This window comes from Nocardia vulneris, assembly GCF_001613425.1.
Taxonomy (GTDB): domain Bacteria; phylum Actinomycetota; class Actinomycetes; order Mycobacteriales; family Mycobacteriaceae; genus Nocardia; species Nocardia vulneris.
Map to the genome: position 1 here is coordinate 21,457 of NZ_BDCI01000031.1, position 24,349 is coordinate 45,805.

At 67.2% G+C, this 24,349-nt stretch carries 22 protein-coding genes; 2 read left to right on the forward strand and 20 right to left on the reverse strand.

Features of this window, described 5'->3' with window-relative positions:
• Positions 1 to 558: 558 nt before the first annotated feature.
• The 7 genes from pyrF to pyrR form a co-directional block, all read right to left on the reverse strand.
• Complete coding sequence (pyrF, locus tag NVU01S_RS29220) at positions 559 to 1,383, reverse strand: orotidine-5'-phosphate decarboxylase (RefSeq protein ID WP_043682011.1); 825 nt, start codon at positions 1,381 to 1,383, stop codon at positions 559 to 561.
• Positions 1,384 to 1,428: 45 nt separating this feature from the next.
• Positions 1,429 to 4,755: a carbamoyl-phosphate synthase large subunit gene (gene carB, locus NVU01S_RS29225; protein WP_043682008.1), complete on the reverse strand. Its 3,327-nt coding sequence runs from the start codon at positions 4,753 to 4,755 to the stop codon at positions 1,429 to 1,431.
• Positions 4,755 to 5,894 carry a glutamine-hydrolyzing carbamoyl-phosphate synthase small subunit gene (gene carA / locus NVU01S_RS29230; RefSeq protein ID WP_043682005.1) on the reverse strand — a complete coding sequence of 380 codons (1,140 nt, stop codon included), beginning with the start codon at positions 5,892 to 5,894 and terminating at the stop codon, positions 4,755 to 4,757. Before carA ends, carB begins: the two co-directional genes overlap by 1 nt.
• The gene (locus NVU01S_RS29235) at positions 5,891 to 6,412 is read right to left on the reverse strand and encodes a PH-like domain-containing protein (protein WP_043682002.1); all 522 of its coding nucleotides are present in this window, start codon (positions 6,410 to 6,412) and stop codon (positions 5,891 to 5,893) included. Before NVU01S_RS29235 ends, carA begins: the two co-directional genes overlap by 4 nt.
• Entirely contained in the window at positions 6,413 to 7,750 is a 1,338-nt protein-coding gene (locus NVU01S_RS29240; protein ID WP_244467547.1) for a dihydroorotase, read from the reverse strand.
• Positions 7,747 to 8,706: an aspartate carbamoyltransferase catalytic subunit gene (locus NVU01S_RS29245; protein WP_014986456.1), complete on the reverse strand. Its 960-nt coding sequence runs from the start codon at positions 8,704 to 8,706 to the stop codon at positions 7,747 to 7,749. Before NVU01S_RS29245 ends, NVU01S_RS29240 begins: the two co-directional genes overlap by 4 nt.
• Before the next feature lie 156 nt (positions 8,707 to 8,862).
• A complete protein-coding gene (gene pyrR, locus NVU01S_RS29250; RefSeq protein WP_043680161.1) occupies positions 8,863 to 9,498 on the reverse strand; it encodes a bifunctional pyr operon transcriptional regulator/uracil phosphoribosyltransferase PyrR in 636 nt (211 codons plus the stop codon).
• 251 nt (positions 9,499 to 9,749) lie between these two features.
• Between pyrR and NVU01S_RS29255 the strand changes: the two genes are divergently transcribed.
• Positions 9,750 to 10,616, forward strand: a complete 867-nt coding sequence (locus tag NVU01S_RS29255) for an alpha/beta fold hydrolase (protein ID WP_043680165.1) — start codon at positions 9,750 to 9,752, stop codon at positions 10,614 to 10,616.
• Between the two features lie 20 nt (positions 10,617 to 10,636).
• Here the strand turns inward: NVU01S_RS29255 and NVU01S_RS29260 are convergent, their stop codons facing one another.
• Positions 10,637 to 11,023: a hypothetical protein gene (locus NVU01S_RS29260; protein ID WP_043680168.1), complete on the reverse strand. Its 387-nt coding sequence runs from the start codon at positions 11,021 to 11,023 to the stop codon at positions 10,637 to 10,639.
• A gap of 287 nt (positions 11,024 to 11,310) precedes the next feature.
• On the opposite strand from NVU01S_RS29260, the gene NVU01S_RS29265 reads away from it, so the two are divergent.
• Positions 11,311 to 11,511 (forward strand): DUF7489 domain-containing protein, encoded by a 201-nt coding sequence (locus NVU01S_RS29265; protein WP_043680171.1) that lies wholly within the window; start codon positions 11,311 to 11,313, stop codon positions 11,509 to 11,511.
• On the opposite strand, the gene NVU01S_RS43640 is transcribed toward NVU01S_RS29265, so the two are convergent.
• The 12 genes from NVU01S_RS43640 to NVU01S_RS29320 form a co-directional block, all read right to left on the reverse strand.
• Positions 11,420 to 11,971, reverse strand: a complete 552-nt coding sequence (locus tag NVU01S_RS43640; RefSeq protein WP_156161916.1) for an HIT family protein — start codon at positions 11,969 to 11,971, stop codon at positions 11,420 to 11,422. The genes NVU01S_RS29265 and NVU01S_RS43640 overlap by 92 nt on opposite strands.
• Before the next feature lie 90 nt (positions 11,972 to 12,061).
• The gene (locus tag NVU01S_RS29270) at positions 12,062 to 13,735 is read right to left on the reverse strand and encodes a PucR family transcriptional regulator (protein ID WP_043680174.1); all 1,674 of its coding nucleotides are present in this window, start codon (positions 13,733 to 13,735) and stop codon (positions 12,062 to 12,064) included.
• 216 nt (positions 13,736 to 13,951) lie between these two features.
• Positions 13,952 to 14,392: a DUF1931 family protein gene (locus tag NVU01S_RS29275; RefSeq protein ID WP_175068923.1), complete on the reverse strand. Its 441-nt coding sequence runs from the start codon at positions 14,390 to 14,392 to the stop codon at positions 13,952 to 13,954.
• A gap of 14 nt (positions 14,393 to 14,406) precedes the next feature.
• A complete protein-coding gene (locus NVU01S_RS29280) occupies positions 14,407 to 16,050 on the reverse strand; it encodes an FAD-dependent oxidoreductase (protein WP_156161917.1) in 1,644 nt (547 codons plus the stop codon).
• Positions 16,050 to 16,316 carry a UBP-type zinc finger domain-containing protein gene (locus NVU01S_RS29285; RefSeq protein WP_043680182.1) on the reverse strand — a complete coding sequence of 89 codons (267 nt, stop codon included), beginning with the start codon at positions 16,314 to 16,316 and terminating at the stop codon, positions 16,050 to 16,052. Before NVU01S_RS29285 ends, NVU01S_RS29280 begins: the two co-directional genes overlap by 1 nt.
• On the reverse strand, positions 16,313 to 16,765 hold the full coding sequence (locus NVU01S_RS29290; protein ID WP_043680185.1) for a thioredoxin family protein: 453 nt from the start codon (positions 16,763 to 16,765) through the stop codon (positions 16,313 to 16,315). The genes NVU01S_RS29285 and NVU01S_RS29290 overlap by 4 nt, the downstream gene beginning before the upstream one ends.
• Before the next feature lie 14 nt (positions 16,766 to 16,779).
• Positions 16,780 to 19,410: an ATP-dependent chaperone ClpB gene (gene clpB, locus NVU01S_RS29295; protein ID WP_043680188.1), complete on the reverse strand. Its 2,631-nt coding sequence runs from the start codon at positions 19,408 to 19,410 to the stop codon at positions 16,780 to 16,782.
• Positions 19,392 to 19,709: a chaperone modulator CbpM gene (locus NVU01S_RS29300; protein ID WP_043680190.1), complete on the reverse strand. Its 318-nt coding sequence runs from the start codon at positions 19,707 to 19,709 to the stop codon at positions 19,392 to 19,394. The genes clpB and NVU01S_RS29300 overlap by 19 nt, the downstream gene beginning before the upstream one ends.
• Positions 19,706 to 20,626, reverse strand: coding sequence for a DnaJ C-terminal domain-containing protein (locus NVU01S_RS29305; RefSeq protein WP_043680194.1), 921 nt, complete (start codon positions 20,624 to 20,626; stop codon positions 19,706 to 19,708). Before NVU01S_RS29305 ends, NVU01S_RS29300 begins: the two co-directional genes overlap by 4 nt.
• A 6-nt stretch (positions 20,627 to 20,632) precedes the next feature.
• Positions 20,633 to 21,124 (reverse strand): nucleotide exchange factor GrpE, encoded by a 492-nt coding sequence (locus tag NVU01S_RS29310; RefSeq protein ID WP_043680198.1) that lies wholly within the window; start codon positions 21,122 to 21,124, stop codon positions 20,633 to 20,635.
• A gap of 13 nt (positions 21,125 to 21,137) precedes the next feature.
• Positions 21,138 to 23,030: a molecular chaperone DnaK gene (gene dnaK / locus NVU01S_RS29315; RefSeq protein WP_043680201.1), complete on the reverse strand. Its 1,893-nt coding sequence runs from the start codon at positions 23,028 to 23,030 to the stop codon at positions 21,138 to 21,140.
• Positions 23,031 to 23,197: 167 nt separating this feature from the next.
• Positions 23,198 to 24,289 carry a membrane protein gene (locus NVU01S_RS29320; protein WP_043680237.1) on the reverse strand — a complete coding sequence of 364 codons (1,092 nt, stop codon included), beginning with the start codon at positions 24,287 to 24,289 and terminating at the stop codon, positions 23,198 to 23,200.
• Positions 24,290 to 24,349 lie beyond the last annotated feature (60 nt).

The following is a 24,349-nucleotide window of genomic DNA, read 5'->3' on the forward strand; positions in this document are numbered from 1 at the left end:
CAGCGACCGTACCCACGGCATCCGCAGATTGCGAACCCACCCCCCAGGTCAGCGCATGATTCCGGATGCCGTAGACGCGAGAGCGATGCGAATCGCAAGGGCCCTCTGCCGCTGCGCAGATCGTACCGCCGAAATCGCGAAATGCCCCTTCAGCAGGGAGTTTTCACATCCGACACACGTTAGCCAGCAGGTTGCGGTGACGTGACATGCGACGCTGGCAAACCCGGACGAGTCCGACCAGGAACTTTCTCGGAATTTTCCGCGTGTCGTGCTGTCTTTCAGCGTGTCGCGCGCCACAGTCCAGTCAAATGACCGGTTGGGCGCCGCCGCGGCAGTGCGCCGGACCAAGCCGCGCACCGCGCGCTGACGCCATTCTGCGCGGTTGAAGGCTTGATCGGGCCGGATAGACCGATCCTGGGGAAAATCCGCCTGGCGGGGCGTACAGGCCCCGCTACGGGCCACATGCACGCGTGCACATGACCGCACCCGAGCAGCGCACTTCCGGCCGCAAACGCACCGAGACCGGCGCTGGTGCGCCGGTCTCGGAGTTCGTTTCATTTATTTCTGGAGAAACGCGAACGCTTCCTGGAATCGGGCCAGCCCCGCCTGTAGCGCGGACACGTCCGGTCCGTCGCGCAGCACCTCGCGCGACACCGCGGGCACGGCCGCCCGGAACATGGCCTCGGGGACCAGCTCACGGATGGTTTCCGGCCCGCCGCCCTGGGCGCCGACGCCCGGCATCAGGATCGGTCCGTTGAGCGCCGACAGGTCCGGGGCGTCGGTCAGGGTCGCGCCGATCACGACGCCGACCGAGCCGAAACCCGCACCCACGTTGCGCGCGGCGGCCTCGTCGACCATCAGCTGCGCGACCGTGCGACCCGCCCCCGTGTCGACCCGTTGCACCTGCGCCCCTTCGGGATTCGAGGTGGCAGCGAGCACGAACACCCCGCGGTGCTCGGCCGCGGCGAGGTCCAGAGCCGGTGCGAGCGAACCGAATCCGAGGTACGGCGACACCGTCACCGCATCCGAACCCAGCGGGCCCGCACCCAGCCAGGCCTGCGCGTACGCGTCCATGGTGGAGCCGATGTCGCCGCGCTTGGCGTCGGCGAGCACCAGCGTGCCGGAGGCCCGCAACACCTCGATGGTGCGCTCCAGCACCGCGATTCCGGCCGAACCGTAGGTTTCGAAGAACGCCACCTGCGGCTTGACCATCGCGACCCGGCCGTCGAAGGCCTCGACGCAGATCTCCGCGAACTGCTCCAGCCCGTCCGCGTCGACGCTCAACCCCCAGGACGCCAAGAGTCCCGGATGCGGGTCGATGCCGACGCACACCGGCCCGAAATGCGCCATGGCGTGCTGCAATCGGTCACCGAAGGTCTTCATCGCGCCGGCCTCCTTCCGTGTCCTGCGGCGCGTCCACCGTCGCGATCAGCCACGCAGCACCGAGTGCAGTTCCTGCAGCGACCGCACCCCGATCCCGCCGTTGATGCTGGCCTCGATGCCCTGCACCGCGGCCGCCGCACCCTGCACGGTGGTGATGCACGGGATGTTCACACCCACCGCGGCACTGCGGATCTCGTAGCCGTCCACGCGCGGACCGGAGTTGCCGTAGGGGGTGTTGAACACCATGTCGATCTCGCCGTCGCGGATCTGCTCGACGATCGTGGGCTGCGGCGTGTCCGACTCGCCGGTCACCGTCTCGGGTTCGGAGTGCTTGCGCACCCGCTCGCACGGAATGCCGTTGCGGCGCAGCATTTCTGCGGTGCCCTCGGTGGCCAGGATACGGAATCCCAGGTCGTGCAGGCGCTTCACCGGGAACACCATGGCGCGCTTGTCCCGGTTGGCGATCGAGACGAAGACCGTGCCCTCGGTGGGCAGCGACCCGTAGGCGGCGGTCTGGCTCTTGGCGAAGGCGGTGCCGAAATCGGCGTCGATGCCCATCACCTCGCCGGTGGACTTCATCTCCGGCGAGAGCAGCGAATCCACGCCGCTGCCATCGGCCTTGCGGAACCGATGGAACGGCAGCACGGCCTCCTTCACGGCCACCGGCGCGTCCAGCGGGACGTGCCCGCCGTCGCCGTCACCGGGCAGCATGCCTTCCTTGCGCAGCTGGGCGATGGTGGCGCCGAGCATGATCCGCGCGGCCGCCTTGGCCAGCGGCACCGCGGTGGCCTTGGACACGAACGGAACCGTCCGGCTGGCCCGCGGATTCGCCTCGAGCACGTAGAGCACATCGTCTTTGAGCGCGTACTGCACATTGAGCAGGCCCTTGACCCCGATGCCCTTGGCCAGCGCGACGGTCGAGCGGCGCACCGCCTCGATATCGCTGCGGCCCAGGGTGATCGGCGGCAGCGCGCACGCGGAGTCGCCGGAGTGGATACCGGCCTCCTCGATGTGCTCCATCACGCCGCCGAGGTAGACCTCCTCGCCGTCGCACAGCGCGTCGACGTCGATCTCGATCGCGTCTTCCAGGAAACGGTCCACCAGCACCGGATGTTCGGGGCTGAGCTCGGTGGCCCGGGAGATGTATCCCTCCAGGGACTGCTCGTCGTAGACGATCTCCATGCCGCGCCCGCCGAGCACGTAGGACGGCCGGACCAGCACCGGGTAGCCGATGCTCGCGGCGATCTTCTTGGCCTGCGCGAAGGTGGTCGCGGTGCCGTACTTGGGCGCGGGCAGTCCCGCCGCGACGAGCACATCGCCGAATTCGCCACGGTCCTCGGCCAGGTCGATGGCGGCGGCACTGGTGCCGACCACCGGCACGCCCGCCTCGGTGAGCCGCTGCGCGAGGCCCAGCGGGGTCTGCCCGCCGAGCTGCACGATCACGCCGGTGACCCGCCCGGACTCGCTTTCGGCGTGGTAGACCTCGAGCACGTCCTCGAAGGTGAGCGGCTCGAAGTAGAGCCGGTCGGCGGTGTCGTAGTCGGTGGAGACGGTTTCCGGGTTGCAGTTGACCATCACGGTCTCGTAGCCGGCCTGCGAAAGGGTCTGCGCCGCATGGACACACGAGTAGTCGAACTCGATGCCCTGGCCGATCCGGTTCGGGCCGGAACCGAGGATGATCACCTTGTCCCGCTCGCGCTGCGGCGCGACCTCGGACTCGGCAGCGGGATCGAGCTCGTAGGCCGAGTAGTGGTACGGGGTCTTGGCCTCGAATTCGGCGGCGCAGGTGTCGACCGTCTTGAACACGGGCCGCACCCCGAGCCGATGCCGCAGCGCGCGAACGCCGGTCTCCCCGGCCAGTTCCGGGCGCAGCGCGGCCAGCTGACCGTCGGACAGGCCGTAGTGCTTGGCCCGCCGCAGCAGCGGCTCGTCCAGCACGGGCGCGTCGATGATCTCGGTACGCAGCTCGACCAGTCCGGCGACCTCGGCGACGAACCACGGGTCGATACCCGATGCGGCGGCGACGGTTTCGATGCTCGCGCCCAGGCGCAGCGCGCGCTCGACCTGATAGATGCGGCCCTCGGTCGGGGTGCGCAGGTCGTCCAGGATCGCTTCCACGTCGGTCCACTTGCCGTCGGCCTGGGTCCAGAAGCCCGCGGCCTTGGTCTCCAGCGAGCGCAGCACCTTGCCGAGCGCCTCGGTGAAGTTGCGGCCCAGCGACATCGCCTCGCCGACCGACTTCATCGTGGTGGTCAGCGTCGGGTCGGCGCCGGGGAACTTCTCGAACGCGAACCGCGGCGCCTTGACCACCACGTAGTCCAGCGTCGGCTCGAAGCAGGCCGGCGTCTCCTTGGTGATGTCGTTGACGATCTCGTCCAGGGTGTAGCCGATGGCCAGCTTGGCGGCGATCTTGGCGATCGGGAAACCCGTTGCCTTGGAAGCCAATGCGGACGAACGCGAGACGCGCGGGTTCATCTCGATGACGATCAGACGACCGTCGGCGGGATTCACCGCGAACTGGATGTTGCAGCCGCCGGTGTCCACGCCGACCTCGCGCAGGATCGCGATGCCCAGGTCACGCAGCTTCTGGTACTCGCGGTCGGTGAGCGTCATGGCCGGGGCGACGGTCATCGAGTCGCCGGTGTGCACGCCCATCGGGTCCACGTTCTCGATCGAGCAGACCACCACGACGTTGTCGCGGCCGTCGCGCATCAGCTCGAGCTCGTATTCCTTCCAGCCCAGGATGGATTCCTCGATGAGCACGTTCGCGGTCGGCGAGGCGGCCAAGCCGCCGCCGGCGATCCGGTCCAGGTCGTCGTGGTTGTAGGCCATGCCCGAGCCGAGCCCGCCCATGGTGAACGAGGGCCGCACGACCACCGGGAAGCCGAGCTCGCCGACCGTCTCGCGCACCTCGTCCATCGTGAAACAGACGCGCGAGCGGGCACTTTCGCCACCCACGTTGGCGACGATGTCCTTGAACTTCTGCCGGTCCTCACCGCGCTGGATGGCTTCGAAGTCGGCGCCGATCAGCTCGACGTTGTACTTCTCCAGCACCCCGTTCTCGTGCAGCGCGACCGCGGTGTTCAGCGCGGTCTGCCCGCCCAGGGTGGCCAGGATCGCGTCCGGGCGTTCCTTGGCGATGACCTTCTCGACGAACTCCGCGGTGATCGGCTCCACGTAGGTGGAGTCGGCGAACTCGGGGTCGGTCATGATGGTCGCCGGGTTGGAGTTCACCAGCGAGACGCGCAGGCCCTCGGCCCGCAGCACCCGGCAGGCTTGGGTGCCGGAGTAGTCGAATTCGCAGGCCTGGCCGATCACGATCGGGCCGGAGCCGATGACCAGGATGTGTTCGAGGTCGGTACGACGTGGCATCAGATTCCCTTCCGCTGCGCGGCCGGGCCGCCTGCCATGAGACCGGCGAACCGGTCGAAGAGGTACGCGGCGTCGTGCGGGCCCGCGGCGGCCTCCGGGTGGTACTGCACCGAGAACGCGCGGCCGTCGACCAGCCGGACGCCCTCGACGGTGCCGTCGTTGGCGCAGACGTGGCTCACCTCGGCCTTGCCGAACGGGGTGTCGAACTGTTCGCCCTGCTCGCCCTCCAGCGCGAACCCGTGGTTCTGCGCGGTGATCGAGATGCGCCCGGTCTCGTGCTCGACGACCGGGATGTTGATGCCGCGGTGGCCGAACTTCATCTTGTAGGTGTCGCGGCCCAGCGCCCGGCCCAGGATCTGGTTGCCGAAGCAGATGCCGAACAGCGGCAGCCCGCGCTCCAGCACGCCCTGGGTCAGCGCGACCGCGCCGTCCTGGGTGGCCGGGTCGCCGGGACCGTTGGACAGGAACACCCCGTCCGGGTTCAGGTCCAGGATCTGCTCGAGCGGCGCGTTCGAGGGCACCACGTGCACCCGCATGCCGCGCTCGGCGAACATGCGCGGGGTGTTGGTCTTGATGCCGAGGTCGACCGCGACCACGGTGAAGCGCCGTTCGCCGGTCGGCTCGATGGTGTACACCGCGTCGGTGCTCACCTCCTCGGCCAGATCGGCGCCGAGCATCGACGGCTGACCGGTGACCCGGGCCAGCAGTTCGTCGGCGTCCGCGAGCGCAGGCCCGGAGAAGATGCCCGCCTTCATCGAGCCGCGGGTGCGCAGGTGCCGCACGAGCGCGCGGGTGTCGACCCCGGCGATGCCGACGATGTCCTGACGCTGCATCGCCTCGGGCAGCGTGGTGGTGGCGCGCCAGTTGGACGCGCGCCGCGCGGGATCACGCACCACATAGCCGGCGACCCAGATCTTGCCGGACTCGTCGTCCTCGTCGTTCCAGCCGGTGTTGCCGATCTGCGGCGCGGCGGCGACCACGATCTGGCGGTGATAGCTGGGGTCGGTGAGGGTCTCCTGGTAGCCGGTCATCGCGGTGCAGAACACCGCCTCGCCGAGTGTCTCGCCCACGGCGCCGTAGGCCGAACCGCGGAACACCCGGCCGTCCTCCAGCACCAGAGCAGCTGCTTGCTGTGTCATCCCTCGTCGTCTCCCGTCGTCGTGCTGGTCTGTTCGCTCGGCAGGCCCCGCGTCCAAGCCGGGTACACCGACTTGTCGTCACCCCGGAAACCGGTATCGATCTCGGTCCCAGTGGGCAGCTGCCAGCGAATCACCAGCACACCATCCTGTGTCATTACTTTCCCCGCGTGCCCGCGCTCGGTGCGCACCGCGGTGACAGACTCCTGCGGAATCCAGATCACCGTCGCGCCGTCGCGCTCGAGTAGAATCCCCCGTTCGAACCGGGTCAGCTCCGCGGTGGCGCGAAAACCCAGGTCGCCCACCGTGATCCGGTCCTGCCAGCTCGGCGCGATGGTGCTGCCGAGGTAGAGGCCGGTGGTCGGCTCCAGCACCTGCGCGCCGAGATCGGCGGGCACGGTGGGCAGTTCGCCGATCCGGTCCGTCTGCCGCGCCGCCCGGTTCTGCCAGCCTCGGTACATCAACCAGACGCACAAAGCGAACAGCGCGAGCAGGCCGACCACCCACAGCGTTCTTTCCACTTACGGACCTCCTGTGCCCTGCGGTACCGCTTTGCCCTCACGGGCGGTTACTCGTCCCCTGAGCAACGTCGTTGTCACTCGGGCCGGAAACGTCATGTCCTCGAACGGGGTGTTGTTCGAGATGCTGGCAAGTTCCTTCGCGCGCACCGTCCAGGTGGCGTCCGGGTCGATCAGCGTCAGGTTCGCGGGCTCGCCGACCTCGATCGGCCGGCCGTGCTCGTCGAGCCCGACGATCGCGGCAGGCTGCTCGCTCATCACGCGGGCCACGCCGCGCCAGTCCAGCAGGCCGGGCTGCACCATGGTCTGCACGATGATCGACAGCGCGGTCTCCAGGCCGAGCATGCCGGGGCGGGCGGCAGCGAACTCGCAGCACTTGTCCTGTTCGGCGTGCGGGGCGTGATCGGTGGCGACACAGTCGATCACACCGTCGGCCAGGGCCTGGCGCAGCGCGGCGGCGTCGGACGCCTCGCGCAGCGGCGGGTTCACCTTGTTGACCGCGTCGTAGGTCTCCAGGCGCGAATCGTCCAGCAGCAGATGGTGCGGGGTGACCTCGGCGGTGATCGAGATCCCTTGCGCCTTGGCCCATTTCACCAGCTCGACGGTGCCCGCGGTGGAGGCGTGGCAGATGTGCACGCGCGCACCGGCATCGCGGGCGAGCAGCGCGTCGCGCGCCACGATCGACTCCTCGGCCGCCCGCGGCCAGCCGGCCAGGCCGAGCCGGGCCGCGGTCGGGCCCTCGTGCGCGATCGCGCCGACGGTGAGCCGCGGCTCCTCCGCATGCTGGGCGATCAGCACGCCGAGCGTGTTCGCGTACTCCAGCGCGCGCCGCATGAGCAGCGGATCGTAGACGCAGTGGCCGTCGTCGGAGAACATCCGCACCGCGCCGGCACCCGCTGCCATGGTGCCCATTTCGGCGAGCTGCTTACCCGCGAGCCCGACCGTGACCGCACCCACCGGGTACACGTCGACCAGGCCGACCTCCTGCCCGCGCCGCCACACATGATCGGTGACCACCACCGAGTCGGCGACCGGGTTGGTGTTGGCCATCGCGAACACCGCGGTGTAACCGCCCAACGCGGCTGCGGCGGAACCGGATTCGATCGTCTCGGTATCCTCGCGGCCGGGTTCGCGCAGATGCGTGTGCAAGTCGACGAAACCGGGCAGCAGGATCTGGCCCGCGGCGTCGATGACCTCGGCGTCCGCACCCGCGGCCAGGTCCGTGCCGATCGCGGTGATCACGCCGTCGCGCACCAGCACGTCCACCGGCTCGCCCTCGCCGTAGACCCGCGCTCCCCTGATCAGCAATTCACTCATGACGCCTTCGCTGTTCGTCCTCATGCGATCGCCTCCTGGGTACCGACCAGCAGCCGGAACAGGACGGCCATCCGCATGTGCACTCCGTTGGTCACCTGCTGCAGGATCGCCGACTTCGGCGAATCCGCCACGGGTGACGCGATTTCCATGCCGCGCAACATCGGGCCCGGGTGCAGCACCACCGCGTGCTCGTCCAGCAGCGCCATCCGGCGCTCGGACAAGCCGTAGTTGATCGAGTACTCGCGGGCCGACGGGAAGAACCCGCCGTTCATCCGCTCCGCCTGCACGCGCAGCATGAGTACCGCGTCCGCGCCGGGCAATTCGGCGTCGAGCGAGTGCGCGACCCGGGCGGGCCAGCTGTCCGCGCCCACCGGGAGCAGCGTGCGCGGCGCGACCAGCACCACCTCCGCACCAAGGGTGTTCAGCAGGAAGACATTCGAGCGCGCCACCCGGCTGTGCAGGATGTCGCCGACGATGACGACCCGCTTGCCTTCGATATCGCCGAGCCGCTGGCGCAGCGTGAGCGCGTCCAGCAGTGCCTGCGTCGGATGCTGGTGGGTGCCGTCGCCCGCGTTGATGATCGCCGGACCCGATGTGCGGCCGGACTGCACGGCCCAGGCATCCATCCAGCGCGCGATCTGGTGTGCCGCACCGGAAGCCGGATGCCGGACGATCAGCGCGTCCGCACCGGCCGCGTGCAAGGTGAGCGCGGTGTCGCGCAGCGACTCACCCTTGGACACCGACGAACTACTGGCGCTCACGTTGATCACATCGGCGCTCATCCACTTGCCCGCCACCTCGAACGACACCCGAGTGCGCGTGGAGTTCTCGTAGAACACCGTCATCACAGTGCGACCACGCAAGGTCGGCAGCTTGTGCACCTCCCGGCCGAGCAGCGCCTGCTCGAACCGTTCGGCCTCGTCGAGCAGGGCCGTCGCGCCGGCCCGATCCAGATCAGTGACCGTCAAAAGATGTCTCACGACTCCCCCTCGCTGACGCTCGGTTCCGTCGTAAGCCATTCGGCCGCTGTGTCGATGGTTCCCTCGCTGCGCTCGCTCACGACTCCCCCTCGCTGACGCTCGGTTCCGTCGTAAGCCATTCGGCCGCTGTGTCGATGGTTCCCTCGCTGCGCTCGCTCACGACTCCCCCTCCTGCCGCAGATAAACCCCGTCCCGCCCGTCGTGTTCGGTGAGCAGGACCGAGATGTCCTCGGCGCGGGAGGTGGGCACGTTCTTGCCGACGTAGTCGGCGCGAATCGGGAGTTCGCGGTGGCCGCGGTCGATGAGTACCGCGAGTTGCACGGCGCGGGGCCGGCCGAGGTCGCGCAGCCCGTCGAGGGCCGAGCGCACGGTGCGGCCGGAGAACAGCACGTCGTCGACGAGCACGACGAGCGCGTCCTCGATCCCGCCCTCGGGTACCGAGGTGCGCTCCAGCGGCCGGTGCGGCCGGGTGCGCAGGTCGTCGCGGTAGAGGGTGATGTCGAGCGAGCCGAGCGCGGGCCGGACGCCGGAGAATTCCTCGATCTTGTCCGTGAGCCGCGCGGCCAGCGAGGTGCCGCGGGTGGGAATGCCGATCAGCACCACGCGCGGGGCGTCGATGGCGCCCGCGTCCAGCGCGGTCTTCTCGATGATCTGATGCGCGATCCGCGCGATGGTCCGACTGACATCGGAAGCCGACAACAGCTCCCGTCCCGCCCCCACCCATTCCGGGGTGTGTCGCTGCGATGTCTCGGCAGCGCCGGACTCGGCGGCCCGATCTTCGGGCACAGCCATGCCGACCTCCTTCCCCGCCTCACGGGACGGTCCGTTAAAGGATGTCTTACGGCAAGCAGCGTAACAGCGCCCGCGACGGGGCTTTCACCTGGTATAGGCGGTGTGAGCGGTGCCACGGGCCGGTTGTGAGCGGTGCCACGCGGTCGATCCGATATGCCGGTTTCACCGGGAGATATATACGTAACCGGCAGTAGCGTTAAACGGGACGATATGTCACGCTACAGAGGAAGCCGCGAACCACGGGAGGGTCAATGGCGACCGATATCTCTGCCGACGAGTCCAGCCGGATCACCACTTTCCAGCGCGCCGGTCTGGTGTTCCCGGTGCGGGACACCGGACCGCTCACCGGCGAACCGGTGCTGCTGCTGCACGGCTGGCCGCAGGATTCGCGCAGCTGGACGCCGGTGGCGGAACTGCTGAACAAGGCCGGTTACCGGACCTTCGCGCCGGATCAGCGTGGCGCCAGCCCGACCGCGGCACCCCGCAGCCGCCGGGCGTACCGGATGGACGAACTGGCCGCCGACGTCGAGGCGATGATCGAGCAGATCGGACGGCCCACGCATGTGGTCGGCCACGACTGGGGCGCCGTGGCGGCGTGGGCGGCGGGGATCACGATGCAGGATCGCCTGCTCTCGCTGTCGGCGCTGTCCGTGCCGCATCCCGGCGCGTTCGCCCGCGCCATGGTGACCAGCAAGCAGGGGCTGGCGTCCTGGTACATGTACCTTTTCCAGCTGCCGCTGCTCCCCGAGCTGCTGCTGCGATCGGGCCTGTTTCCCCAATTGCTCCGGCGGACAGGGCAATCCGCAGAAGTCGCCGCCCGCGACAGCGCGCGCGTGCGGGACCGGGTGATCGCCCGCGGCGGGCTGAACTGGTATCGCGGCATGCCTTTCGGCTCACCCCGGATGCTGCGCGGGCACGTCACCGCGCCCGTGCTGCAGATCTGGAGCGACGGCGACACCGCGGTCCTCGACACCGGGAACAAACTGTGTGCACGCTACGCGGACGGGCCGTTCCGGCTCGAGATCCTACCCGGCGTCTCGCACTGGATCCCCGAGGAAGCGCCGGAACCGACGAGCCGGTTGCTCGTCGAACATTTCGCGACGAGCAGCGCGCGCTGATCCACTGGGGCGCAACAACATCACTCGGCGACACGATTCAGCGCGGCGTCGAGCAGGCACTGCACCAGCTCGTCCGCGATGTCCCGCTCGCTCGCTACGGCGACACCCCGGGCGCCGACCGCGTCGACGCACGCCCATGCACGGTCCACATCCTGTTCGAACCGGCGGTTCTCGCTGCCGTCCTCGATCCGCTGATCGATCTCGTTCTGCACGCAACGCACGAATAAGTCTGTGCGCCAACCGGCCTCGCGTACCTGATGGACGCATAAGCGCGCCGCGGGTTTGAAAACTTTGTCCGGCTCCACGGTTCCGGCCTCGGCCACGGCCGCCGCGGTCAGCAGCATCCCGGTCAGTGCCGTGGCGACGGCGAACGGCACGACGGAAAGTTTGCGACCCGCAGCGGACATCCCGGCTCCTTCATCGACGAGCATTTCGGCGCAGCGCTTACGGCCGCACCACAATTCGGGGAGTGATATCGCGTATTCGATGCCGCGACACTTCCGGATGGGCGCAACCACAGCTTCGCCGTGGGCGAGGTAGGCCCGGTCCGCATCGGGGATGCCATGGCCTACATCTCCGGTATCCCCCGACATACGCCGCTGAGGCGATGCCCCGGACCTGCGTCGTGCACAACACTGAGATCGCCCCGCGAATGGCGCGGCACAGGTACGCAGTCGAACGAGGAGCCGGACCGATGGCACAGCGAGAATGGCAAGGGACCGTGGTCGAGAAGTCGCGCGGACTGCTGGACGGGGCGAATCTCTATCGCCGCCTGTTCGTGCGGCTCGATGACGGCAGCACCATCAAAGTGCGGGTGAATCGGTCACTGTGGAATTCGCTCGAACCGGGCGATTCGGTATCCAAACAGGCCGGAGCGGACCCCACGAAGGACTGATCCGCAGCGGCGTTCTCGGCTTGTTCGACAGTTGCGGCGAGTGTCTTGCGTCAAGCTGGTGGCAGGCGGCGATGGTGAGTTCGGTTGTCTGGGCCGGCTCTCGAGAACGCGCTGTAGCCGATTTGAGCGTGTTCGAGTCTGGTCGGCTAGCTGCGTGCCCCTGCGGGTTCACATTCCCGAGCGGAGAGCCGAAGTGGTTGCGCGGCTTGTCGGTATAGACCCACCGTTGTTCGCCAGGGGCGAAATCCGGCAGTGGGCTGGCCCCGCACAGGTCGTCGCCGTGATAGCGCGGGAAGAGATGCCCATGGTAGTGCCAAACATCCTGTCCGCCAGCAGGTTCGTTGTGTTGACGCGTGGACACTCCATCACAGCGGTGGGTGGCCCGCATCGCGACGGCGATCTCGCGCACCACGTCGTGTACTGCTGTCAACGCGCATGCTGAGGCATCCGCACAGCGCATCGTTGACCCGGATGGCGAGGACCGACTACGCGGTCCCAAGTTCCCGCGCCCATGCCGGAGGGTGCCTGACTGGCGCGATACACCTCTACGTCACGGATTCGGGACGACGGAGAGGAATTGCCATGCGCGCGTTGCAGCTTGGAGATTGAACCGGATATTCATATTGCGTAAGTCGAAGCCGGTGAGTTCACGGATGCGGCCGAGGCGATAGCGCAGGGTGCTGCGATGGATGTGTAACGCGGCGGCGGAATGGTCATAGTTGCCGCCACATTCGAGATATTGGGCGAGGGTGGACACCAGGTCGGAGTTCCGCGCGTCGTCGTAATCCAGGAGGGTGCCGAGCCATTCGCGCACGAAATCCTCGACCTGTCCTTCAGCGTGTGCCAGATCGACCAGCCGATAGAAGCCGAGTTCGTCGAATGCCGTCGCGCCGTCCGGTACACGCGACCGTCGCCGAATGTGGAGCGCACGGTGCGCATCGGCGAAGGATCGCACGAAATCGCTCGGTTGCTCGCACCGGCCGCTGATGCCGATTGTTACCGGTCTCGCGTCGGTGCCCTCGCGGAGCGCGTGGTGCAAGCGGGCCGGATCCGGTCTGCGGTCGGTGATCAGCACGAGCATGCCGCCGTGACGGCCTTGGATTGATTGCAGATTCAGAGCCGCCACGGCGCGGCTCGCGGCCTCGGCGATCGCATCGGCGCGGCCCGCGCTGTGCACCAGGACAACGTAGTGCGGGCCGCGCAGGTCGTGTCCCAGTGCTTCTGCGCGGGCGTAGGCGCTGTCGTTGTCGGTGCCGGAGGCGAGATCGTCGACGAGATCGCGGCGTAGCCGCAGCTCGATCTCGGCGAGATTGCGTTGATGTGCGAGCTCGAGGGCGAGCATGGTGCTGCCGAACACCAGCGCGAACAGCTGAGTTTCAGTCACCTGATCGTCAGGGGCGATCAGTGCGAGTATGCCGAGGACCTCGGCACGCGGCTTCACGAGCATGATCACCCGATCGTGGACCCGCAGCGGCGCGTTGTGGGTCGCGAGCCGATGCAGCAGTTGATCACGCTGCTCCGGAGCGGTTTTGGGATATGGTTCCGGTCGACCGGGCCCAGACCAGGCCCGCAGATTGCCGAAGGGGTCCTCGACCGCGACCGGCACATCGGTCAGCTGGGCGATGGCGTCGGCGATACCCTGTTCGCCCTGTCCATAGGCGGCTGCTCCGGAGAGCACCTCGAATACTCGCGTCTGACGTTCGAGGCGTAGGACTGTGCCGACCAAATGTTGGTTGATTTCGGCGAGTTCGGTCGCGTGGACGGAGAGGTGTTCGTGAGTGGCCGCATTGGCCAACGCCGCACCGGTGACCTGCGCCAGCACTTCCAGCAGGAATATCTCGTCGGGCCGCGGCGCACCGTCGGAGGCAACAATGAGCGAACCGACGGCTCCTGACAAACTCCCCAAGGCGAACGCCCACCCCCATTTCTCGTCGACCAGGGTCACGCTGCCCGCGCCGTCCTGGGCGTTGACCTGCGCGTCCAAGCCGGGCTGTGCGGGTCGCACCTGCGGGTACTGCTCGAATTCGCCGTCCACTCGGCGGTAGCTCGCCAGCGTGCGACACGAGCCGAGGGACGGGACTGCTGCACGTGCTAGACGAAGTATTTCCACGACTTCGTGCTCGCTCGACAGTGCTGCCGACAGCGCGCACAGCCCACGCAGCGACGCCAGTTGGGCATCGGCCAATCCGTCAGCGATGGGATAACTCAAAAGTTTCTGGTTCATAGCGAGGGGTGTGCCCGTCGACGGTCGGACCCGGCGTTGCGGCGGCCTCAGCCACGCCCACCCTGAAATCTTCGGCCGATCAACTCGCCGCCATACGCACCGATCCATTGCGAATGAAAACATCCGGGTGCGGATAATTCTGCGGGCGTTGATCATTGACGTTACACCGATCGTTCCGGCGGTTACAGCTCCGGGCTGATATGCGTCATTGTTGCATCAGAGCAGCAAATGGAATATCTCGAATACCACCGACCATTCGGCGGTTCCCGGATGCTTGGCCTTCGGGGCGATCGCGACGAACGTCTGCGCGAGCGCCACGCTCAGGCCACCGGCGATCAGCGGCAGCCTATGCTCGGTCTCCTGCGCGAGCGCCAAGTCCAGCGGCGGACGGGCGGCGAGTTGGTCGAGCAGCGGCTTCAGCTCGATCTCCTCATCCAGCTTCTCGAACCGATGGATGCTCTGCTGCAGGCCTGCGGTGATCGGCAGATCCCACGGTTCGATCACGTCACGCGTGTTCGCCTTCGCTGACGCCTTGGCGACGAGGAACAGGTCGTAGATCTTGTCGTCGATGAACTCGGTATAGCGCTCGAGATCATTGCGATGCACCTGCAGCCCGGCCGCGGCACGGAAGAAACGCTGAAATTTGACAACGCCCATTACCGGCATTTCGGTCAGCTCCTCTCGAAGTATTCGTGAATGTGGCGTACCGCCATCGCGCCTTCACCGACGGCGGACGCGACTCGTTTGACCGAGCCGCTCCGGACATCGCCCACCGCGAAGACGCCGGGCCTGCTTGTTTCGAGCGACAGCGGCCGACGCCCGGAATCGCGCTGATCCTCGGCCGGGTACACCGCGTCCGGGCCGGTGCGGACGAAACCGTGCGCGTCGAGCGCCACGGAATCGGCCAACCACGCCGTGCACGGCGTCGCGCCGATGAACACGAACAGGGCGCGCACGGCGAGCGTCTCCCGTTCCGCGGTGCGATTGTTCTCGACCACGATGGCGTCGAGCTCGCCGACCCCGATCAGCTCGCGCACCTCGGTGTTGCGGTGCACCGTCACCCGCGGATGCTGCTCGATCCGCTCGACCAGATAGCGGGACATGCTCTTGCCGAGATCGCCGTCCCGGATGAGCAGGTGCACGCGCTCGACGCGGCCGGCGAGAAAGATCGTTGCCTGCCCGGCGGAATTGCCGCCGCCGACGATCGCCACCGGGTCCACGCCGCACCTCGATGCCTCCTGGTGGGTCGCGGCGTAGTACACCCCGGTGCCTTCGAAGCGTTCGATCCCGGTCACGGCGAGTCTGCGATAGCGGGCGCCGGTGGCCAGGACGACGGTGCGACCGAGCACCGCGCCGCCACCGGACAGTCGCAGCAGGTGGTGTCCCTCTTCGGTTTCCAGCCCGGTTACCTCCGCGGACACCAGCAACCGGGCACCGAACTTTCCGGCCTGGATGACCGCTCGCTCGGCCAGTTCGGTGCCCGAGATGCCTGCGGGAAAGCCGAGGTAGTTCTCGATACACGAGGAGGTGCTCGCCTGCCCGCCCGCCGCGATCGCCTCCAGCACCGAGGTATCGAGCCCGTCCGAGGCACCGTACACCGAGGCGGCCAGACCGGCCGGGCCGGCACCCACCACGATGAGGTCGCATACCTCGCGTCGAGTCCGCGGCACCGGTAGGCCGATGAGGCGCGCCAATTCGGCATTCGTCGGATTGCGCAGCACTCGCTCGCCCCGCCAGATGACGACCGGAGTGTCCTCGGCCGCGATACCGAGATCAGCGAGGAGTTGCTCGGCTCGGCTGTCGCGCTCGAGGTCGATCCAGTTGTGCGGCAGCCGGTTTCGCACGGCGAACTCACGAAGCCGCCGGGAGTCGGGCGAGTAGCAGGAACCGATGATCCGGAACCCGGAGACCATACCGAGCAGCAGGCAGCGGCGGATCAGGTACGCGCGCAGAATGAGGTCGCTGAGTATCGGATCGTGTTCGACCAGTGCGCGTATGCGGGGGACCGGGACGACCAGTACCTCGCCGTCCTCGATCATCTGCGCGGTGTAGAACGCGACCTGACCTTCCAGCAGGCCCAGCTCGCCGAGGAACCGGCCCGGTCCGTGGATACGCAGCACCCGGCCCGCATCGTCGTCGACGATAGCGACGGTGCCGGACAGAATCACGAAGAACTCGTCGCTCCGCACTCCGGCCCGAACCAATGTCGCACCGGCACGTACCGCGCGCCGGGTACCGCCGACGGCGAGCGTCACCACCTGCGCCTGCGACAACCGCGGAAACGCGCCAACATCATCCGGGGTTTCGGCGCTCATCAGACGAAGTTCTGGTGGACGTAGCACCAGCGCCAATTCTCGCCGGGTTCCATCGATTCGACGATCGGGTGGCCGACCCCGCCGGCGTGCGCTCGTGCGTGCCGCATCGGGGACGAGTCGCAGCAGCCGACGTGCCCGCAGGTCAGGCACAGCCGCAGATGCAGCCACGGCGTGCCGAGCTGCAGACACTCTTCGCAACCCTGCGGTGTCCGCGGCGCTACCGGCCGGATCGCCGCGACGTGGGGATCAGTGTGGATCGAGGTCATGCACTCACGTCCTTATCCGTTCGGTCGGACAGGTTTTGGTCCAGCCATCTCCGCAGTTCCGGCATCGGAGCGGCGCCGGCTTGCCGGGCCAGCACCTCGCCATGGTCGAGTACGAGCAAGGTCGGTACCGCTCGCACGACGAACCGCTCGGCGGTGCGGGGTGCGGCATCGACGTCGACCTTGACCAGTTTCAGCCGACCGGCACGTTCGGTCGCGAGTTGTTCGAGCGCCGGGCTGACCAGCACGCAGGGCCGGCACCAGGTCGCCCACAGGTCGACAAGGACCGGGACCGGGGACGATCCGGTCACCTCGGTGAAGTCGTCATCGCCTGCCGCGACGATCCACGGCAGCGGTTTGTGGCAGTTGCCGCAGCGTGGTGTGCCCGCCGCCGCGGCCGGAACCCGGTTGTACTTTCCGCAATTGGGGCATTTGATCTGCGCGGTTTCCATAGTCGTACCTCGTTTCATGCCGCGACCGCGGGGGCGGTGTACGCGACGGCGAGATCGTCACCGGCGACGGTGACAGTGACGGTGCCGCCCTGGCTGATATCGCCGCGCACGAGCGCCCGGCCGATCTTCGTCTCGACTTCGTGCGCGATGTAGCGGCGCAACGGCCGCGCACCGTAGACCGGATCGAATCCGTGCTGGGCGATGAGCCTGCGCGCCTCGGGGGTGATGTCGAGCGTGATCTGCCGTTCGGCCAGGCGATGTCGGAGTTCTTCGAGTTGCAGCACGACGATGTGCTCGATCTGGGGCAGCGTCAGCGGCGTGAACAGCACGATGTCGTCGACGCGGTTGAGGAACTCCGGGCGGAAGTGTCCCCGCAGCTCGGCGAGCACCCGATCGCGTGCGTCCGGCTTGATTTCGCCGTCGGCGGTGACACCGTCGAGTAGATGGTGGGAGCCGATATTCGAGGTCATGATGACCACGGTGTTGCGGAAATCGACGTGCCTGCCTTGTGAATCGGTGATCCGGCCGTCGTCGAGCACCTGTAACAGCGTATTGAACACGTCGGCGTGTGCCTTCTCGATCTCGTCGAACAACACCACCGAGTACGGCTTGCGGCGCACCGCCTCGGTGAGCTGCCCGCCCTCGTCATAACCGACATAGCCGGGCGGCGCGCCGATCAACCGGCTGACCGTGTGCCGCTCCTGGTACTCGCTCATGTCCAGGCGCACCATATTGTCTTCGGTGTCGAAAAGTGTTGCGGCCAAGGTCTTCGCGAGTTCGGTCTTGCCGACGCCGGTGGGTCCGAGGAAGATGAACGAGCCGATCGGCCTGCGTGGATCGCGGATGCCCGACCGGGCTCGGATCACCGCATCGGCGACGAGTTGCACCGCCTCTTCCTGCCCGATCACCCGCTCGTGCAGGATTTCGTCGAGCCGTAGCAGCTTCTCCCGCTCGCCCTCTTGTAGCCGGGCGACCGGGATTCCGGTCCACGCGGCGACGATTTCGGCGATCTCGTCCTCGGTGACCACCTCGCGCAGCAGCGGCTGCTTACCCTGCTTGGCCTGCAATTGTTCCTCTGCCGCTTGCAGATTGCGTTCCAGCTTGGTGATCTCGCCGTAGCGCAACTCGGCCGCGCGATTGAGGTCGTAGTTGCGTTCGGCCTCTTCGGCTTCGTGGCGCAGTTGCTCGAGTTGTCCACGCAGTTCCTGCACCCGGCGGATCGCTTGCCGTTCGGCCTCCCATTGGGCGTGCCGAGAGTCGGCCTCGGCCCGCAGATCGGCAAGTTCGCGCCGGAGCTCATCGAGACGAGCCTTGCTTGCCGCGTCGGTCTCCTTGGACAGTGCCGCCTCTTCGATCTCGAGCCGGGTCACCTTCCTGGTGAGTTCATCGAGTTCGGCTGGCATGGAGTCGATTTCGGTGCGCAGCCGGGCACAGGCCTCATCGACCAGGTCGATTGCTTTGTCTGGCAGGAAGCGGTCGGTGATGTAGCGATGCGACAGGGTTACCGCGGCCACCAGTGCGCCGTCCTGGATCTTCACGCCATGAAAGACCTCGAGGCGTTCGCGCAGCCCGCGCAGGATGGACACCGCGTCCTCCTCGCTGGGCTCGTCCACCAGCACCGTCTGGAATCGGCGTTCCAGTGCCGCATCGGATTCGATGTGTTTGCGATACTCGTCCAGGGTGGTCGCGCCGATCATGTGCAACTCGCCGCGGGCGAGCATCGGCTTGAGCATGTTGCCGGCGTCGAGGGATCCATCCCCGCCGGCCGATCCCGCTCCGACCACGGTATGGAGCTCGTCGACGAAAAGCAGGATGCCGCCCTCGGCCGCCTTGACCTCGGACAACACCGCTTGCAGCCGCTCCTCGAACTCGCCTCGATACTTCGCACCCGCGACCAGTGATCCCATATCGAGGGAGAAGATCGTCTTGTCGCGCAAGCCTTCGGGCACATCACCACGGACGATGCGCTGAGCCAAGCCCTCCACGATCGCGGTCTTGCCGACGCCGGGATCACCGATCAATACTGGATTGTTCTTGGTCTTCCTGCTCAAAATCTGTGTCACCCTGCGGATCTCGGCGTCTCGGCCGATGACCGGGTCGAGCTTGCCCGCGCGGGCTTCGGCCACGAGATCGCGGCCATACTTCTCCAGTGCCTCGTAAGCGCCCTCCGGAGTCGCCGAGGTCACCCGCTGATTACCACGAACCGTGGTCAGCGCCTGTAGGAACGATTCCCTGGTGATGCCCTGGCCCGCGAGGATCCGGCCCGCCGCAGTGCCCGATCCCTCCTCGGCCAGCGCTATGATCAGGTGCTCCACCGAAACGTAGGAGTCCTTGAGTCGCTTGGCTTCTCGCTCGGCCGATGCGAGCAGCGCGGCTAATCGCCGAGTGATCATCACCTGCCCGGGCGCGGCGCCAGGACCGCTCACCTTGGGCCGGCGGGCTAGCTCGCGGTTCAGGTCGGCGCGCAGCACGTCGAGGTCCGCGCCCGCGTGGTCGAGCAGCCGGGGCACCAGTCCGTCCGGCTGGTCGATCAAGGCGAGCAGCAGATGCTCGCCGTCGACCTCGCTGTGCCCCAATCGCGTCGCCGCGTTCTGCGCTTCGCTCAAGGCTTCCCGAGACTTCTCCGTCAACTTGCTGGTGTCCATCGCGACGTCCTCCTTCGAGGATCGGCTTCGAGTTCTTCGATTCGGTCCAGCAGATCGAGCACCAACCCGATTGCCGCGTAGTTCAATCCGAGCCCGGACCGTAGGCGCTGGATTCGGGCGACAACGGCCACCGCGGACGGTTCGAAGCGAAGATCGGTGCCTTCGCAGGCAACGTCGAGCAGCCCGAGTGCGACCCATCTGCGCACCACACTCGGATGCAGACCGCAGCGCCGGGAGAACTCGTCGAGCCGCAGCCCCGCTCGGCGCACGATCACGTATCGGGGTGTAGGCGCGCTCATTGCTCTCTCCTCGGATCGAAGGTCGACGCGGCGGCCAACTGCTCGAACAGCTCGCGTTCCCGCGCGGTCGGTTTCGCCGGCACCATGACCTTGACCTCGGCGTACAGGTTGCCGTCGGCGCCGCGGGGATTGGGCATGCCCGCGCCACGCAATCGCAGCTTGCGCCCGGTCGAGGAGCCCGGTGCCACTTTGACTTTCGCCTCGCCGCTCGGGGTCGGGATCGCGACAGTGGCACCGAGCACCGCCTCCCATGGGGACACGGGCAGGGCGAGGTAGATGTCGCGGCCGACCAACCGGAAGCGCGGGTGCGGTGTGATGTGCACGACCAGGTAGAGATCTCCGGCAGGCGCGTCACCGCTGCCCTTGCCGCCCTGCCCGGCCAACCGGATCCGCTGGCCGTCGATGACCCCGGCCGGGATATCGACGTCGTAGGTGCGCTCGCCGAGTCGTAGCTTGCGCTTGCCGCCCCGGTAGGCCTCCTCGACGGTCAGCTCGAGGACGGCCTCCTGATCGGCGCCGGGAATCGGCCCGTAGCCGCCGCCACGGCCACCGAAGATATCGCCGAAGATGTCACCGAAGTCGACGTTGCCGTCGAAACCGCGACCGAAGTGCACGCGGGTCCCGCCGCCGAATCCGCCGCTGTCGCCACCGAATCCACCGGTGGCCGCGCCGACCCGTTCGTCGTAGTCCTGTGGCACCCGCCGGAAGTCCGCACCGAAGCGGTCGTAGCGAGTCCTCGTCGAGGGATCGGAGAGGACCTCGTAGGCCTCACTGACCTCCTTGAACCGATCCTCCGCCGCCGGATCGACATTCACATCCGGGTGATATCGCCGCGCCAGCTTGCGATATGCCTGTTGAATCTGGTCCTTGTCGGCGTCGCGGGAAACCCCGAGGACCTCGTAGTAGTCGCGCGCCACCGACGCTCACCCCGCAGCTCTGCTGACGATCACGGCCGCTGGGCGCAGCTGGCGTCCGCTCTCGCCGTAGCCGGGGCGTAGCACCTCGACCACGGTCCCCGTCGGGAAATCGGGCCGGTCGACCACGCTGACCACCTCGTGCATTTCCGGGGAGAACGGGACTCCCACCTCCGAATGTCTCGGGTAGCCCAGCTGTTCGAGTACCTGCACCGCCTGGTCCCGGATCGCGCGGACGCCCGCGACGAGTGGGGCCGTCTCGCTGTTCGCGTGTGCCAGCGCGAGTTCCAAGTTGTCCAGCATCGGTAGCCAGGCACCGGCCACCTTCGCTCGTTCGGCCACGCGCTCTCGATCGAGATCCCTGGCGTAGCGCTTGCGTAGGTTGTCCAGATCGGCGGCGGTGCGCCGCCAACGGTCTTCCCACTGGGAGCTCTGGGCCTCGGGTTGTTCCTGGTCCGGGTCGGGGGTGTCGGTGATCGACTGGTCCGCGGAGGTTTCCATCGCCGAAACCTCCTCAGCTCTGGTCGAACTCGGCGTCGATCACGTCGTCGTCACCGGGCGAGCCCGCCCGCGCGCCCGCGCCCGCGTAACTGGACTGTGCGTCGCCGCCACCGGATTGCGTGGATTGCAACCCGTACAGCAATTGCTGCAGTTCCGAGGTGAGCGACTGCACCCGATCCAGCGACGCTTCTTCTTTGACGGCCTGTCGGGCCTCGGCGATCAGCATCTCGGCGCGTGCGCGCTCATGTGGCGGCGCGCTCTCGCCGAGTTCGGCAAGCCGCCGCTCCACCTGGTACGCGGCCGAATCCAACGCGTTGCGGGCATCAACGGCCTTACGCAGTTGTTCGTCTTCGCGGCGGTGCCGCTCGGCCTCGGCGAGCATCCGGTCGACTTCGCTCTGGTCCAGATTGGACTGCTCGCTGATCGTGATGCTCTGCTCTTTACCGGTGTCCTTGTCGCGAGCGGTGACATTGAGGATGCCGTTGGCGTCGATGTCGAAAGTGACTTCGACCTGTGCCTGGCCGCGTGGTGCCGGCCGGATGTCCTCCAGCCGGAACCGGCCGAGCACCCGGTTGTCGGCGGCACGCTCGCGTTCGCCTTGGAGCACCACCACATCGACCGCGGGCTGGTTGTCCTCCGCGGTGGAGAACACCTCGCTGCGCCGGGCCGGGATGGTGGTGTTGCGTTCGATGATCTTCGTCATCACCCCGCCCTGGGTCTCCACGCCCAGCGACAGCGGCGTGACGTCCAGCAGCAGCACGTCGGAGACCTCGCCCTTGAGCACGCCGGCCTGGACCGCCGCGCCGAGCGCGACGACCTCGTCGGGGTTGACGCTCATGTTCGGGTCCTTGCCACCGGTCAGCCTGCGCACCAGCGCCTGGACCGCCGGGATGCGGGTGGAACCACCGACCAGGATCACCTCGTCGATGTCATTGGCGGTGACCTTGGCGTCGGTCATGGCCTGCTCGACCGGGCCGAGGCAGCGCTGTACAAGATCCGCGGTCAGGTCCTCGAACTTCGAGCGCATCAGTGTGGTGGTGAGATGCTTGGGTCCATTCGCGTCGGCGGTGACGAAGGGCAGATTCACCTGTGTCTGTGTCACCGAGGACAGCTCGACCTTCGCCTTCTCCGCCGCCTCGAAAAGTCGTTGCAGCGCTTGCGGATCGGCCCGCAGGTCGATGTGCTCGGCGCGCTGGAATTCGTCGGCGAGATAGTCGACGATGCGCCGGTCGAAGTCATCACCGCCCAAATGCGAATCACCCGCGGTGGAGCGGACCTCCACTACGCCTTCGCCGACGTCGAGCAGACTGACATCGAAAGTGCCACCGCCGAGGTCGAATACGAGCACGGTCTCGTGGGTCTGTTTGTCCAATCCGTACGCCAACGCGGCGGCGGTCGGCTCGTTGATGATGCGCAGGACGTCGAGTCCCGCGATCCGGCCCGCGTCCTTGGTGGCATTGCGCTGCGCGTCGTTGAAGTAGGCGGGCACGGTGATCACCGCTTCTTTGACCCGCTCCCCCAGATATTTGCTCGCGTCGTCGACCAGCTTGCGCAGCACCAGCGCGCTGATCTCCTCGGGCGCATACAACTTGCCCCGCACATCGAATCGGGCAACACCGCCCTCGCCCTCGACGACGTCGAAGCTCACTGCCTTGGCTTCGGCCGAAATCTCGTCGAAGTGACGCCCGATGAATCGCTTCGCCGAATAGATCGTGCCCTTCGGATTCAAGATCGCCTGTCTGCGCGCGAGTTGACCGACGAGTCGCTCACCGCTTTCGGTGAAGGCAACCACCGATGGCGTGGTACGCGCGCCCTCGGCATTGGCGATCACCACCGGCTCGCCGCCCTGCCAGCTCGCGATGACAGAGTTCGTAGTTCCCAGATCGATTCCTACCGCAGTCGCCATATCAATTCCTTCGGATCGGCGCGACCGGCCGGCCGCCGGATATTCGATACCGCCAATCCTTCCGACCGCGCCCGAGCCGCGAAACGGCCTGGCAAGGCGAAAAATCACTTACCGGTTGGTCCTGTGGGGACAAGGAGAAATGACGTGTGCTCAGCGCGCCATGATCGTCACGCCTCGCGCGACCGCCGGTACTTCTCGAGGCGATGGCGCTGCCGGACCCCGTACGCCGCCTCTTTGACCGCGGCGTCGTCCTCGAGACCCGACCCGAGCGCCCCACCGATCGTCGCGATGGACGCCAGCAGCCAGGCAAGGGTGAGGTAGTCGGAGAAGTTCACGCCGTGCCCGAGAATGCGCGACAGCAGTTCCGCGGGAAGAGTGAGGCACGCGGTAAACAGCAGCAGGCAGAACAAAGCCGCGTGCAGAACGCCGACGCCGGTGCCGAGGGTGATCACGGTGGCGATGTTGTACAGCACCGATCGCTCGCGTTCCGCCGGCGATTTCGGTCGCTCCCACAGTTCGTGGTCGAGGATCAGCCACAGGATCATCGCCACGATCGACAGGACCGTCGCCGCCCCCATCCGCCATGGGCCCATCGTGTCGGCGAACATCCAGATCGTGCTGGTGGCCAGCGCGACCGCACCCGTGGCGAAAGCACCGACGAGCACCTTCGACAGTCCGGTGACCAATCGCCATGGCCGGTTGGCCCGCACCATCCCCGACAGCAGGCGTAGTCGCCGAAGTCCAGGGGGCGCAAAGTACCGAACGCCGTCCGTGATCGGTGCAGACGGGAACAGTCGCGCCGCGCCGGGAGGCGTGAGTTCCGGATCACCGAGCATGTGGGTGATCGCGAGTTCGGTGATTGCGCGGACGCGTTGCTCGATGTGGATGCCGCCCACTCCAGCAACGGAGATGAGCGCGAATTTTTGGTCGGCACTGACATCGGCCACCACCGGCAAAGTGTCCTCGCGGCGCGGCAGATCGGTGAGGTACACGACCAGGTCTTCCGCTTCGGAAGATGGATCGACTGTGTCGATCACATCGGCGAAATCCGCTTGCTCGTCAGGCAGATAGGGCTTGCGACGCACGCACGTCGTCCACCGGCGTTGCGAACGGTCACGGTTTCGCAGGCGTCCAGGCAGACACTCCGCGAGGCGTTCCGCGACAGCGGCAGGCTTGCCCGGATCCGCGATCAACAACACCGAAATCCGCTCCCCGGCTGGACTGGATTGTCCCGCCGTCCAGTGCTCGTTCGCGTCCACCGGCATCACATACCCGCTCGACCTGTCCCCAAACTTCAGGCAGCGTTCGAAGCAAGTGAC